A 13,472-nucleotide genomic window follows, 5' to 3' on the forward strand; every position below is an offset into this window, starting at 1 on the left:
GTGAGGCGGTATGGCGAACGATCAGGAAGTGAAGTACCTGGTGCCGGGGCTTGAGCGCGGCCTGCAGCTGCTGCTGGCTTTTGGCGAACAGCATCGCGATCTGACCTTCGCCGAGCTGCACCGGCTGGTGGATATGCCGAAAGCGACCGCTTATCGCGTGGTGCAAACGCTGGAGTATATGGGCTTTCTCGAGCGCAACGCGCGCACCAACACCTTTTCGCTGGGGATGAACGTGCTGCGGCTGGGCTTTGAATATATCGCCTCGCTGGATATCGCCCAGGTGGGTCAGCCGGTTATCGAGCAGCTGCGCGATGTCAGCCAGTGCAGCAGTCATCTGGCGATCCGCGATGGCCGGGACATTATCTACATCGCTCGCGTCAGCGCGGCCGGTTCGCGGATCAACCAGGTCAGTGTTGGCACCCGGCTGCCGGTGCACTGCACCTCGCTGGGCCGCATGCTGCTGACCGATGTTTCACGCAGCGAGTTTGAACAGCTGTTCCCTGACGAGCGACTGCCGGGCAACACGCCGGGCCAGCTGCACGATCGCGAAGCGCTGTGGCAGATGGTACAGCAGGATAAAGCCCGCGGCTATGTGATTGGCGAGTCGTTCTTCCGCCACGGCATCTCGTCGATTGTCTACCCGGTGTATGACCGCAGCGGCCGGGTGGCGGGGGTGGTCAGCATCCTGGTTCCCTCCGATGAGATCCCGCAAAGCGATCGCGAGCGGCTGCAGAACGACGTCAGCCTGGCGGCGGACAAAATTTCCGGTTTCCTGGGATATTTGTCTCAGGCTAGTTAAATCAAATACTTAATGGCAGGCGCTTGAATGCGCCGGGCATGTTTACGCCCAAATTCGGGCGACAGAACGGTAAAGAGGCGACGAACAATGAGTATTACCGGAATTGAAAAGCTGGAATTTGGCGTAGATGACCTGAACCATAGCGCCAAATTTATGCACGATTTTGGCCTGGCTGGCGATGCCAGCGGGCGCGTGTTTACCACCCTCAGCGGCGCGCGCGTCGAGCTTAATCCGATCGACAGCCCCGACCTGCCCCCAGCGTTTGAGGCCGGCAATACGCTGCGCCGTATGACCTGGGGTGTAGCGGATCAGGCGGCGCTGGAGGCGCTACGTCCAAAGCTGGAACGTCAGCCCGGCTTCCGCAGGGTTGACGGCGCGCTGGAGTGCCTCGACCCGAACGGCATGACGCTGCGGGTGCAGGTCAGCCAGCAAACGGCGGTAGAGCTTAACGTCGAGCCGATCAACCAGTGGGGCGATGTTCGCCGCATCGACACGCCGAGTCCAGTTTACGACCGCGCGCAGCCGATCAACGTCGGCCACGTGGTGTTCTTTGTTGAAGAGCTGGCGGCGGTCGAAAGCTTCTATCGCGAAGTCCTCGGCTTCCAGGTGTCAGACCGCTACATCAACCGCGCGGTATTCCTGCGCTGCGGCGCGCGCGGGGGCCATCACAACCTGTTCCTGCTGCAGCTGCCGAACCGCAAGCGGGGTCTGAACCACGTGGCCTTCACCGTGCGTGACATCCACGAGGTGATCGGCGGCGGCATCGCGATGAACAAAAACGCCTGGAGTACCTTTATTGGCCCCGGCCGCCACCCGGTCTCTTCGGCCTACTTCTGGTACGTCAACAGCCCCACCGGCGGCGCCTTCGAGTACTACACCAACGATGATTATCTGACGGAAAACTGGCAGCCGCGCGAGCTGGAGCACTCGTTGGTCTCCTTTACCGAATGGGCAGTGGAGGGCGGTATCGACCACGATACTCGCCGCCAGCAGAAAAAAACGGAGGCGGTATGACGGCGCGGATTGTGATTGTCGGCGGCGGCCAGGCGGGCGGCTGGGCGGCGAAAACGCTGCGCGACGAGGGATTCGACGGTGAGATTTGCGTGGTGGCGGAAGAGGAATGGGATTTCTACGAGCGGCCGCCGCTTTCCAAAGCCGCATTGTTGGATACCGATGCGCAGCTACCGCGCTTGTTTTCGCACGAAGCGCAGCAGGCGCTGAACCTGACCTGGTATCGTCCGCTGCGTGCAGAGCAGATTGACCGGGCCGCTAAAACGCTGATTTTAAGCAACGGCGAACGTATTAGTTACAACATTCTTTTAATCGCCACCGGGGGGCGAGCGCGTCTGCCGGGCGAGGCGTGGGCGGCGCATCCTCAGGTTTATACCCTGCGTCACTGGCAGGATGCGCAGCGTCTGAAAAGTCGTCTGGCGGAAAGTCAAAAACTGGCCATTGTCGGTGGCGGCTGGATTGGCCTTGAGATTGCCGCCTCGGCGCGGAAAAACGGCGTGGCGGTGACGCTGTTCGAGCAGCAGCCTGCGCTGTGCATGCGTTCGGTGAGCGGCGAGGTGTCGCAACGCTTAGCGGCAATTCATCGCGCGCAGGGCGTGGATATCCGTACCGGCTGCGGCGCGCTGGAGCTGGAAGATAATAACGGCCTGCCGGTCATTCACTGTGACGGTAAGCGCGAAATTTATGATGCGGTGGTGGTGGGGATCGGGGTCGATCTTAATCTCGAACTGGCGCGCGACGCGGGGCTGAAAACAGAGCGCGGGATCGTTGTGGATACCCAGGGGAGAACGTCGGATCCGTTCATCTTTGCTGCCGGGGATGTGGCGCAGCATCATCACTACGGCCTGTGCATCCAGTCCTGGGCCTTCGCCCAGAATCAAGCGGTGGCGACGGCAAAAGCGATGCTCAACCCCGATGCGCCAGGCTACGACGACGCGCCGTGGCTGTGGTCGGATCAATATCAGCACAATATCCAGATCCTTGGTATTCCGCAGCTGGGCAGCAGAACGATAGCGCGTGAAGACTCGCTGTACTTCTCGCTGGACGAAAACGGGCGGCTGACGCAGCTGGTGGCGTTCAACGATGCGCGTACCGTCAAGCTGGCGAAGCGCTGGATGGCGGCAGGGCGAGATTTATCCGCTGTACCGCTCGCCGACCCGGCCTTTTCACTGATGTCATTGCGATAGCTAACCCGCACCCTTAAGGGGGAGAAATGACCACATTAGAGACTAACGCCGCGCCTGCTGAGGCGAGCGGCGAGGGCATCCGCACGCCTGAAAAAGCGGTTCGCTGGGCCATTCCGCTGTCGCTGCTGGCCTGCGTACTGCTGGCGTTCTTCGACAAGATCAGCATCGCCGCGCTGTTTTCCGATAGCCACTTCCAGCAGGCGATGGGCATCGATTTCGACACCACTCGTCTGGGTATCCTGATGAGCGCTTTCCTGCTGAGCTACGGATTTTCCTCAGTGCTGTTAAGCGGCCTGGGCGACCGTATCGCGCCGCTGCGTCTGCTTACCGGGATGATGGCGGTGTGGTGCATTTTAATGCTGGTGATGGGCTTCACCCACAACTACACGCTAATGGTGACGCTGCGAATTTTGCTGGGTATCGCCGAGGGGCCGCTGTTCCCGCTGGCGTTCGCTATCGTCCGCCATACCTTTCCGCAGCACCTGCAGGCGCGGGCCACCATGCTCTGGCTGCTGGGCACCCCGGTGGGCGCGGCGATTGGCTTTCCGCTATCGATTTGGCTGCTCAACACCTTCGGCTGGCAGAGCACCTTCTTTGTGATGGCGATGCTGACGGTGCCGGTACTGATTTTTGTGCGTATCGGGCTGCGCGGCGTCAGGCTGGAGGCGAAAGCCAGCGGCGGGCAAACGTCGCAGGAGGCGCGCCGCAGTGCGCGCCGCGAGCTGTTTGTCAGCCCGCACTTCTGGATGATTTGCATCTTCAATATCGCTTTTCTCGCCTATTTGTGGGGCATCAACGGCTGGCTGCCGGGCTACCTGATTAAGGGCAAAGGTATCCATCTTGAACACGCCGGCTGGCTGTCTTCAATGCCGTTTATCGCCATGCTGCTCGGCGAAATCATCGGCGCCTGGCTGTCAGACCGCGTCGATAAGCGCGCTGCCGCCTGCTTTATTTCCCTGGCAGGTGCAGGTATTGGCCTGGCTGCGGTGATGCATTTCACCACGCCGTTGCCGGTGATCGCGGCGATGAGCTTTAGCACCTTTATGTGGGGGACCGGCGCGCCGAATATCTTCGCGTTGTTGGCCAAGGCGACCCATCCGCGAGTCAGCGCCACCGCGGGCGGAATTTTCAACGGGCTGGGAAACTTTGCCGGGGCGTTATCGCCGGCGGTGATGGGCGCGCTTATCGCCTTCACCCACAGCATGGATTCCGGGCTGATTTTTCTGGTGGTGATGGCGGCGGTGGGCTGCGTCCTGTTACTGCCGCTGCTAAGACGTTACTGAGGATAAAACGATGACTGATTCAACCGTAACCGCAAAACCGAGTCTGAAACCTGAACATCTGACGATGGAAGAGTGGGTCGAGTCGCGTATTGCGCGCTTTGAAGGCCGTAAATACGACTGGAATGCGCTGAAGTTCCAGGCGGATTTCGACCCGAAGTATCGCCGCGCGCAGATGCGCTATATCGGCACCGGCGCGACCGGCGTCGCCAGCGATAGCAATACCGTTCAGGCGGAACACTTCACCTTCTCCACCATGGTACTGCCGTCCAAATGCGAAGGCCCGCTGCATCTGCACGACGATGTGGAAGAGGTGTTCTTCATGCTCAAAGGGCAGATCACCCTGATGATTCAGGATGGCGACAGCTATACCGAGACCGTCCTGCGCGAACGCGATCTGATTTCCGTTCCGGCCGGAATTTATCGCGGGCTGTTCAACCATGGAGAGGAAGAGGCGCTGATGTGCGTGATGCTCGGTACGCCAAAGCCGCATATTCCGACCTACCCGGAAGATCATCCGCTGTCAAAAGTGAAGCGTAGCTAAGGAGCGATGATGACGGGTTTTCGTGAACAAGGAAGCGGTACGCCGCTGACGCTGCTGCACGGCATCAGTTCCGGCGCGGCCTCCTGGCATAAACAGATGGCGCTTCCGGGCTACCGCGTGCTGGCCTGGGATATGCCCGGTTATGGCGAAAGCCCGATGCTTGCGACGGCGCGGGCGGATGCCGGCGACTACGCCGATGCGCTGGCGCGGATGCTCGACCGCGCCGGGGTGCAGAAAACCGTACTGGTCGGCCATTCGCTGGGCGCGCTGGTCGCCGCCGCTTTTGCCGCCAGGTATCCGCAGCGCGTGCGGTATCTGGTGCTGGCCGACGTCGCTCAGGGCTACGGCCAGGCGGCAGCCGCGCAGCGGGAAAAAGTCTGGCAAGGGCGTCAGCAACAGATGGCGCTGGGCGGTGAGGCGATGGCCCTGGGACGGGCGGCGAAGCTGCTGCGCCCCGGCGCGCGCGAAGCCGATGTGGCGACGGTTGCGGCAGGCATGCGCAGGCTGCGCAGTGAAGGCTATCTCGCCGCCGCCTGGATGCTGGCGCACGACGACATCCACCGCTGGCTTGCCGATTATCGCGGCCGCTTCGCCGTGTGGTGCGGCGAGCAGGATGCCATCACCCAGCCCGAGCTGGTGCAGGGGGTAGCGCTACGCTACGGCATGCCGTACACCGCTATCCCGCAGGCCGGGCACGCCAGCTATCTCGATAACGCGACGTTTTTTAATCAACAGCTTTTACGCATAGGGGAAGAGGTGCGCGATGAATGCACAAATTGAAGGACGCGTCGCGGTGGTCACCGGCGGCTCGTCAGGGATTGGTTTCGAAACGCTGCGCCTGCTGCTGGGCGAAGGGGCGAAAGTCGCCTTTTGCGGCCGCAATCCGGACCGGCTGGCCAGCGCCCACGCGGCGCTGCTAAACGAATATCCCGCTGGGGACGTGTTTTCCTGGCGCTGCGACGTTCTGAATGAACAAGAGGTTCAGGCCTTTGCAAATGCAGTAGAAGCCCATTTTGGCGGCGCTGACATGTTGATAAACAACGCCGGCCAGGGCTATGTCGCCCATTTCGCCGATACGCCGCGCGAGGCCTGGCTGCACGAAGCCGAGCTGAAACTGTTCGGCGTGATTAATCCGGTCAGGGCGTTCCAGCCGCAGCTTGAGCGGTCGGGTATCGCCTCAATTACCTGCGTGAACTCGCTGCTGGCGCTGCAGCCGGAAGAGCACATGATCGCCACCTCCGCTGCCCGCGCCGCGCTGCTGAATATGACGCTGACCCTGTCGAAGGATCTGATCGGCAAAGGGATTCGCGTCAATTCCATTCTGCTGGGCATGGTCGAATCCGGACAGTGGCAGCGCCGTTTTGCAAACCGCAGCGATAAGAGCCAGAGCTGGCCAGAGTGGACCGCCGACATCGCCCGCAAGCGCGGGATCCCGATGGCGCGGCTCGGAAAACCGCAGGAGCCGGCGCAGGCGCTGCTGTTTCTCGCTTCGCCGCTGGCTTCGTTTACCACCGGCGCGGCGCTGGATGTGTCCGGCGGCTTTTGCCGTCACCTGTAGGGAAAGATGATGAAAAAGGTGATGTTAATCGGCTACGGCGCGATGGCGCAGGCGGTCATTGAACGGCTGCCGCCGCAGGTGGCGTTAGGCTGGATCGTGGCGCGCGAGCCGCACCATGCGGCGATCCGTCGGCAGTTTGCCGGGGCGGTTGCGCCGTTAAGCGATCCGCAGCAGTGCGACCAGACGCCGGATCTGGTGCTTGAATGCGCCAGCCAGCAGGCGGTGGCGCAGTACGGTGAGGCGGTGCTGGCCCGCGGCTGGCATCTGGCGGTGATTTCCACCGGCGCGCTGGCGGATAGCGAACTGGAACAGCGCCTACGCCAGGCGGGAGGCAGGCTAACGCTGTTGGCGGGCGCGATAGCCGGTATTGATGGCCTGGCGGCGGCGAAAGAGGGCGGCCTTGAGCGTGTGACCTATCAGTCGCGTAAAAGCCCGGCCAGCTGGCGCGGCAGCTATGCCGAGCAGCTGATCGATCTTAGCGCGGTACATGAAACGCAGATTTTCTTTGAGGGCAGCGCCCGCGAAGCGGCGCGGCTGTTTCCGGCGAACGCCAACGTGGCGGCAACCGTGGCGCTGGGCGGCATTGGTCTTGATGCCACCCGGGTGCAGCTGATGGTGGATCCGACGACGCAACGCAACACCCATACGCTGCACGCCGAAGGGCTGTTCGGCGAGTTTCACCTGGAGCTGAGCGGCCTGCCGCTCGCCAGCAATCCCAAAACGTCGACCCTGGCGGCACTGAGCGCGGTACGCGCCTGCTGCGAACTGACATAACGCAGAGAGGCTGAGATGGACGAGTTAGACATTTTTATCGGCGGCCAGTGGCGGCGCGGCGGCGGCAACCTGATGCACAGCCGCTTTCCGGCGGATGGATCGCTTAACGCTTCGCTATATGCGGCCAGCCTTGACGATCTGCAGGAGGCGATCGACTGCGCCGATCGCGCCTGGCGGGAGCCGACGTGGCGGGCCACGCTGCCGCATCAGCGGGCAAAGATCCTGCATAAGGTCGCCGATCTGATTGAAGCGCAGAGCGACGAGTTAACCCGCAAGCAGAGCCGCGACAACGGTAAACCGCTGGCGGAAGCGCGGGGTCTGGTGATGAGCGCGGCGGGTACCGCGCGCTATTTTGCCGCCGCCTGCGAACTGCTGGAGGGCGAGCTGCCGACGCCGCGTCAGGCGGATCTGCTGACCCTGAGCCGCTATGAACCGCTGGGCGTGGTGGCGGCGATTACGCCGTGGAACTCGCCCATCGCCAGCGAAATGCAAAAAGTTGCGCCGGCCATCGCCGCGGGGAACGCAGTAATCCTCAAGCCGGCGGAAGCGACGCCGCTGATGGCGCTGGAGCTGGCGCGCATCTTTGAGCAGGCCGGGCTGCCCGCCGGGCTGCTGAGCGTGCTGCCGGGCAAAGGTTCGGTGATTGGCGATGCGCTGGCTCGTCATCCTAAGGTGCGCAAAATTTCCTTTACCGGCGGCAGCGCTACCGGACGACATCTGGCGCACGTGGCGGCGGAAAAACTGATCCCGGCGTCGCTGGAGCTGGGCGGCAAATCGCCGACCATCGTGCTGGAAGATGCCGATATTGAACAGGCGGCGCGGGGTATCTGCTACGGCATATTCAGCTCCGGCGGCCAGGCCTGCATCGCCGGATCGCGTCTGTTCATTCATGAAAAAGTCTATCCGCAATTAATGGCCCGGCTGCTGGAATTAACCCGCGGGCTGCGGGTGGGCCATCCGTTTAGCGCCGACACCCACGTCGGACCGCTGATTAACGATAAGCATCGCCAGAGCGTGCTGGCGTATGTCGAACTGGCGAAGCGCGAAGGCGGTAGCGTGCTGTGCGGCGGCGAGATCCCGGCGGATCCGGCGCTGGCGGCGGGCAGCTACTTCCAGCCGACGATCGTCGAGGGACTGAACAACCAGGCTCGCGTCTGTCAGGAAGAGATCTTCGGGCCGGTGCTGGTGGCGTTGCGCTTTAGCGATGAAGCGGCGCTGATCCGCGAGGCCAATGACTCCGTCTTCGGGCTGGCGGCGGGGATCTGGACGCGCGATACCGGCCGCGCCTTGCGCCTGAGCGAACAGCTGGAGGCCGGTACGGTGTGGATCAACACCTATAAGGTTTTCTCTATCTCCACCCCGTTTGGGGGCTTTAAAGAGAGCGGATTGGGCCGCGAAAAAGGTATCCAGGGTCTGAAGGCCTGGATGCAGCAGAAGAGTATTTATCTGGCGACGGGTAATAGCGTCAACCACTGGTGCGATTGAGATAAGGGTGAACAATGAGCGAAATGATAACCGTCGGCGACGCCATCGCCAGAACGCTGGAGCAGTATCATGTTGAAGCCATGTATGGCGTCATCTCTATTCACAATCTGCCGATCGCCGATGCCGTTGGCCAGCGGGAAAAAATCCGCTTCGTCCCGGCGCGCGGGGAGGCGGGATCGGTGACTATGGCTGACGCCCACGGGCGTTTTTCCGGGCTCGGCGTGGCGTTGACCAGCACTGGCGCCGGGGCGGGCAACGCCGTCGGCGCGCTGGTTGAAGCGATGAACGCCGGCACGCCGCTGCTGCACCTCACCGGCCAGGTTGAAAAAGCCTGGCTGGATGCCGATACCGGGTTTATTCACGAAACTCGCGATCAGCTGACTTTCCTGAAGGCCAGCTCAAAGCGCGCTTATCGCATCAGTAGCGCCAATCAGGCGGTCGCTCTCCTGCATAAAGCGATTCAGGAGGCGCAGACGCCGCCATGTGGCCCGGTCTCGGTTGAAATTCCGATTGATATTCAGAGCGCCGAAATCCCGCTTTCGCTGCTGACCGCGCCGTTGAAACACGCTTCGGCTGTGGCGCCGGAATCGTCGATGGTTGATACGCTGTGGGCGCAGCTTAAGCAGGCGAAGCGGCCGCTGCTGTGGCTTGGCGGCGGCGCCTTAGAGAGCTGCGAGGCGGTGAAGGTGCTGGCGGATGCCGGGATGACGGTGATTTCCAGTACCCACGGCCGCGGCATTCTGCCGGATGGTCACCGCGCCAGCCTGCGCGCATTTCATAATTCGCCGTCGGTTGAAGCGCTGATTTCACACTGTGATTTCACACTTGTCGCCGGTTCACGGTTACGCAGCAACGAGACGCGTTCGTGGACGCTGGAGCTGCCCGCGCCGCGGGTGCAGATTGATATCGACCCGGCGGCGGCCAGCCGTAACTACCTGATGGACAATACGCTGGTGGCGGACTGCCGCGCATTATTAGGCGCGCTGGCGGAACGAGCGCAGGGGCGCATATGGGGCGACGCGCGCTGGGATAGCCAGATAAAAGAAGCGGTGGCGATCGCGGAGCAGGGGCTGCGCGAACAGTGCGGCGATTACGCCAGATTAAGCGACGCGATCGCGCAGGCGCTGCCGGCGAACGGCATCCTGGTACGCGATATTACCGTGTCCGGTAGCCTGTGGGGCAGTCGCCTGTTTCGCGCCCACGGTCCGCTGATGAATATTCACTCGCTGGCCGGGGCTATTGGTATGGGGCTGCCGATGGCTATTGGTACCGCGATTGCCAATCCGCAGCGTAAGGTGGTGGGGCTGGTTGGCGACGGTGGCCTGAGCCTGAACCTCGGTGAACTGGCGACGCTGGCTCAGGAAAAGGCTAACGTGACGCTGCTGATTATGAACGATGGCGGCTACGGCGTGATGCGCGGCATTCAGGATAAGTATTTTGGCGGCCGCCAGTATTATAACGAGCTGCATACGCCAGATTTTACGCTGCTGGCACAGGCCGTCGGTCTGCAGGCGTGGAGCGTCGATCGGGCGGAGGATTTCCAGGCGGTGATGACCGAAGCGCTAGCGATGCCGGGGCCGTCGGTGGTGGAGGTGAAAATGGGCGAGATAGGCGCGCTGCGCTTTGCCGGCCCGCCGCAGAAGACGCTGTACTAGTCTGACGGCGAGCCCGCAGGCCGCCTCCGGGGAAAACGCCCGGCTTGAGGGCCCAAACCCTCTCCTTACCGGGAGAGGGGGGAGGCTCCACAAGGCGTTCCTCTTCACTATAAATAGTGAGAGTACGCCGGGGCTTACTTGATCCCGTCGGCCTTCATGCGATCGCGGATATGTTGAGCGCGTGCTTCCGATGCCGGGTGGTCATCAAACATGGAGCTTTGGCGTCCGGCTTCCAGCTTTGCCAGTTTCTCGAAGCTGGTGGCGAGGCCTGCCGGATTAATGCCGCGCTTGCGCAGCAGATCGTACGAGTAGTCGTCCGCTTCAGACTCCTGACGCTGAGAGAACTGCGAGTTCACCAGCTTCTCGCCCAGATCGCCCAGCTGCGACTGCGACAGGCTACCGACGATGCCGCCCGCGGAGGCCGCCGCCGCGCGTACCGCGTTGGTGCCTAATGCCACCTGCATGCCTTTCTTCACGTGGCCCAGCGCAACGTGACCCATTTCGTGGCCGATAACCGCTTCGACTTCATTATCATTCATCAAATCCATCAGCCCGCTATAAACGCGGATGCAGCCGTTAGCCATGGCGAAGGCGTTAACGTCTTTAGTTTGATACACCTTGTAGTTCACCGGCTGGCCGTTGATGTTGTCCCCCAGCGCAGCGGCGATTTTACTCAGACGTTTACTGTATTCACTGCTGGCAGGCGCGATAGTCGCTTTCGCATCCATCTCCTGACAGGCTTTGTCGCTTAAGGCTTTTACCTGCTCGTCGCTGAGTGAATAAGCCTGGAAAGCCTCCGCGCCGGAGCTAAGCAGGCCGGTGGAATCCATGTTCTGGCATCCGGTAAGCGTGGCTGCGATCCCAAGGGCAAGAAGAGCTGAGCGAATTTTCATTTTTTATCTTCCACAATCTTATGGTTATTTATCCGAAAAAACGGCGATGGCTACCTGCCGTATCCTGTGCAAATTATAAATACTATATGAGAATGCGGGCGAGAGGATTACGCCGTAGCACAACGTGTTCCAGAGATTTCTTAAACGGCAAAAGGATGCTCCATGTACATGCTTTGCCGCTTAGGTTACATTGTTCACACTTTTTTCCGGCGTAGCCCAAAACGCGCTGTCGTCAAGTCGTTGCGGGCATGGCCTTCATTATCCGATCTGGAGTCAAAATGTCCTCACGTAAAGAGCTTGCTAACGCTATTCGTGCGCTGAGCATGGACGCAGTACAGAAAGCCAAATCCGGTCACCCGGGTGCCCCGATGGGTATGGCTGACATTGCCGAAGTCCTGTGGCGTGATTTCCTGAATCATAACCCGCAGAACCCGTCCTGGGCCGACCGCGACCGTTTTGTCCTGTCCAACGGCCACGGTTCCATGCTGATTTACAGCCTGCTGCACCTCACCGGTTATGATCTGCCGATTGAAGAGCTGAAGAACTTCCGTCAGCTGCACTCTAAAACGCCGGGTCACCCGGAAGTCGGCTACACCGCGGGCGTGGAAACCACTACCGGTCCGCTGGGGCAGGGTATTGCGAATGCGGTTGGTATGGCCATCGCGGAGAAAACTCTGGCGGCGCAGTTCAACCGCCCGGGCCACGACATTGTTGACCACTTCACCTACGCGTTCATGGGCGACGGCTGCATGATGGAAGGTATCTCTCACGAGGTATGCTCCCTGGCCGGTACCCTGAAGCTTGGCAAGCTGGTGGCGTTCTATGACGACAACGGCATCTCTATCGACGGTCATGTAGAAGGCTGGTTCACCGATGACACCGCGAAGCGTTTTGAAGCCTACGGCTGGCACGTGGTGCGCGGCGTTGACGGCCACGATGCTGACTCGATTAAACGCGCGGTAGAAGAAGCGCGTGCGGTCACCGACAAACCGTCCCTGCTGATGTGCAAAACCATTATTGGTTTCGGTTCGCCGAACAAAGCCGGTACCCACGACTCCCACGGCGCGCCGCTGGGCGACGCGGAAATCGCGCTGACCCGCGAAGCGCTCGGCTGGAAACACCCGGCATTTGAAATCCCGTCTGAAATCTATGCCCAGTGGGATGCCAAAGAAGCCGGCCAGGCGAAAGAGTCCGCGTGGAACGAGAAATTTGCCGCCTACGCCAAAGCCTTCCCGCAGGAAGCCGCCGAGTTTACTCGTCGTATGAAAGGCGACATGCCGGCTGACTTCGATGCGAAAGCGAACGAGTTCATCGCGAAGCTGCAGGCTAACCCGGCGAAAATCGCCAGCCGTAAAGCATCTCAGAACGCCATTGAAGCCTTCGGCCCGCTGCTGCCTGAGTTCCTTGGCGGTTCCGCTGACCTGGCGCCAAGTAACCTGACCCTGTGGTCCGGTTCTAAAGCGATCAACGAAGACACTGCCGGTAACTACATCCACTACGGCGTGCGCGAATTCGGTATGACCGCGATTGCCAACGGTATCGCTCTGCACGGCGGTTTCCTGCCGTACACCTCTACCTTCCTGATGTTCGTCGAGTATGCGCGTAACGCGGTACGTATGGCCGCGCTGATGAAACAGCGTCAGGTAATGGTCTACACCCACGACTCCATCGGTCTGGGCGAAGACGGCCCGACTCACCAGCCGGTAGAGCAGGTGGCTTCCCTGCGCGTCACGCCGAACATGTCCACATGGCGTCCGTGCGACCAGGTGGAATCCGCCATCGCGTGGAAATATGGCGTTGAGCGTCAGGACGGCCCGACCGCGCTGATTCTGTCCCGTCAGAACCTGGCGCAGCAGGAGCGTACTGAAGAGCAGCTGGCGAACGTTGCCCGCGGCGGCTACGTGCTGAAGGATTGTGCCGGTCAGCCGGAACTGATCTTCATCGCCACCGGCTCTGAAGTTGAGCTGGCGGTTGCCGCTTACGAAAAATTGACTGCCGAAGGCGTGAAGGCGCGCGTGGTTTCCATGCCGTCCACCGACGCGTTCGACAAGCAGGATGCCGCTTACCGTGAAGCCGTGCTGCCGAAAGCCGTCTCTGCGCGCGTAGCTATCGAAGCGGGTATCGCCGACTACTGGTTCAAATACGTGGGCCTGAACGGCGCGATCGTTGGCATGACCACTTTCGGTGAGTCTGCGCCGGCGGAGCTGCTGTTTGAAGAGTTTGGCTTCACCGTGGATAACGTTGTCGCCAAAGCGAAAGCACTGCTGTAGTCCTTTCACCGCTCCC

Annotated in this window: 12 protein-coding genes; 11 read left to right on the top strand and 1 reads right to left on the bottom strand. The window is 61.2% G+C overall.

Features of this window, described 5'->3' with window-relative positions; all coding sequences use genetic code 11:
• Positions 1–10: 10 nt before the first annotated feature.
• From K7H21_RS03985 to K7H21_RS04030, 10 genes are all read left to right on the top strand, one after another.
• On the top strand, positions 11–799 hold the full coding sequence (locus tag K7H21_RS03985; protein ID WP_004125113.1) for an IclR family transcriptional regulator: 789 nt from the start codon (positions 11–13) through the stop codon (positions 797–799).
• 87 nt (positions 800–886) lie between these two features.
• Complete coding sequence (locus K7H21_RS03990; protein ID WP_004125106.1) at positions 887–1,813, top strand: VOC family protein; 927 nt, start codon at positions 887–889, stop codon at positions 1,811–1,813.
• A complete protein-coding gene (locus tag K7H21_RS03995; RefSeq protein WP_223035590.1) occupies positions 1,810–2,997 on the top strand; it encodes an NAD(P)/FAD-dependent oxidoreductase in 1,188 nt (395 codons plus the stop codon). Before K7H21_RS03990 ends, K7H21_RS03995 begins: the two co-directional genes overlap by 4 nt.
• 26 nt (positions 2,998–3,023) lie before the next feature.
• The gene (locus K7H21_RS04000) at positions 3,024–4,280 is read left to right on the top strand and encodes an MFS transporter (protein ID WP_004125097.1); all 1,257 of its coding nucleotides are present in this window, start codon (positions 3,024–3,026) and stop codon (positions 4,278–4,280) included.
• A gap of 10 nt (positions 4,281–4,290) precedes the next feature.
• The gene (locus K7H21_RS04005) at positions 4,291–4,821 is read left to right on the top strand and encodes a cupin domain-containing protein (RefSeq protein WP_004125089.1); all 531 of its coding nucleotides are present in this window, start codon (positions 4,291–4,293) and stop codon (positions 4,819–4,821) included.
• A 9-nt stretch (positions 4,822–4,830) separates the two neighbouring features.
• Positions 4,831–5,601 carry an alpha/beta fold hydrolase gene (locus K7H21_RS04010; RefSeq protein WP_004125084.1) on the top strand — a complete coding sequence of 257 codons (771 nt, stop codon included), beginning with the start codon at positions 4,831–4,833 and terminating at the stop codon, positions 5,599–5,601.
• Positions 5,585–6,379 (top strand): SDR family oxidoreductase, encoded by a 795-nt coding sequence (locus tag K7H21_RS04015; RefSeq protein ID WP_223035591.1) that lies wholly within the window; start codon positions 5,585–5,587, stop codon positions 6,377–6,379. The genes K7H21_RS04010 and K7H21_RS04015 overlap by 17 nt, the downstream gene beginning before the upstream one ends.
• A 9-nt stretch (positions 6,380–6,388) precedes the next feature.
• Positions 6,389–7,153 (top strand): aspartate dehydrogenase, encoded by a 765-nt coding sequence (locus K7H21_RS04020; RefSeq protein ID WP_049113594.1) that lies wholly within the window; start codon positions 6,389–6,391, stop codon positions 7,151–7,153.
• Between the two features lie 15 nt (positions 7,154–7,168).
• Entirely contained in the window at positions 7,169–8,638 is a 1,470-nt protein-coding gene (locus K7H21_RS04025; RefSeq protein ID WP_223035592.1) for an aldehyde dehydrogenase, read from the top strand.
• 14 nt (positions 8,639–8,652) lie between these two features.
• Positions 8,653–10,293 carry a thiamine pyrophosphate-binding protein gene (locus tag K7H21_RS04030; protein ID WP_049113591.1) on the top strand — a complete coding sequence of 547 codons (1,641 nt, stop codon included), beginning with the start codon at positions 8,653–8,655 and terminating at the stop codon, positions 10,291–10,293.
• Positions 10,294–10,427: 134 nt separating this feature from the next.
• On the opposite strand, the gene loiP is transcribed toward K7H21_RS04030, so the two are convergent.
• A complete protein-coding gene (gene loiP / locus K7H21_RS04035) occupies positions 10,428–11,186 on the bottom strand; it encodes a metalloprotease LoiP (RefSeq protein WP_223035593.1) in 759 nt (252 codons plus the stop codon).
• A 278-nt stretch (positions 11,187–11,464) separates the two neighbouring features.
• Here loiP and tkt point away from each other — a divergent pair, with 278 nt between their 5' ends.
• Positions 11,465–13,456: a transketolase gene (tkt, locus tag K7H21_RS04040; protein WP_024358643.1), complete on the top strand. Its 1,992-nt coding sequence runs from the start codon at positions 11,465–11,467 to the stop codon at positions 13,454–13,456.
• Positions 13,457–13,472 lie beyond the last annotated feature (16 nt).

The sequence above is a fragment of the Klebsiella sp. CTHL.F3a genome (assembly GCF_019890895.1).
GTDB lineage: Bacteria > Pseudomonadota > Gammaproteobacteria > Enterobacterales > Enterobacteriaceae > Klebsiella > Klebsiella grimontii.

What these genes read in the sequence shown, in the direction of transcription:
- K7H21_RS04025 (WP_223035592.1), top strand. Translation starts at nt 7,169, where the DNA reads ATGGACGAGTTAGACATTTTTATCGGCGGCCAGTGGCGGCGCGGCGGC.
- K7H21_RS04010 (WP_004125084.1), top strand. Translation starts at nt 4,831, where the DNA reads ATGACGGGTTTTCGTGAACAAGGAAGCGGTACGCCGCTGACGCTGCTG.
- K7H21_RS04000 (WP_004125097.1), top strand. Translation starts at nt 3,024, where the DNA reads ATGACCACATTAGAGACTAACGCCGCGCCTGCTGAGGCGAGCGGCGAG.
- K7H21_RS04030 (WP_049113591.1), top strand. Translation starts at nt 8,653, where the DNA reads ATGAGCGAAATGATAACCGTCGGCGACGCCATCGCCAGAACGCTGGAG.
- K7H21_RS03995 (WP_223035590.1), top strand. Translation starts at nt 1,810, where the DNA reads ATGACGGCGCGGATTGTGATTGTCGGCGGCGGCCAGGCGGGCGGCTGG.
- K7H21_RS04020 (WP_049113594.1), top strand. Translation starts at nt 6,389, where the DNA reads ATGAAAAAGGTGATGTTAATCGGCTACGGCGCGATGGCGCAGGCGGTC.
- K7H21_RS03990 (WP_004125106.1), top strand. Translation starts at nt 887, where the DNA reads ATGAGTATTACCGGAATTGAAAAGCTGGAATTTGGCGTAGATGACCTG.
- K7H21_RS04015 (WP_223035591.1), top strand. Translation starts at nt 5,585, where the DNA reads ATGAATGCACAAATTGAAGGACGCGTCGCGGTGGTCACCGGCGGCTCG.
- K7H21_RS03985 (WP_004125113.1), top strand. Translation starts at nt 11, where the DNA reads ATGGCGAACGATCAGGAAGTGAAGTACCTGGTGCCGGGGCTTGAGCGC.
- tkt (WP_024358643.1), top strand. Translation starts at nt 11,465, where the DNA reads ATGTCCTCACGTAAAGAGCTTGCTAACGCTATTCGTGCGCTGAGCATG.
- K7H21_RS04005 (WP_004125089.1), top strand. Translation starts at nt 4,291, where the DNA reads ATGACTGATTCAACCGTAACCGCAAAACCGAGTCTGAAACCTGAACAT.
- loiP (WP_223035593.1), bottom strand. Translation starts at nt 11,186, where the DNA reads ATGAAAATTCGCTCAGCTCTTCTTGCCCTTGGGATCGCAGCCACGCTT.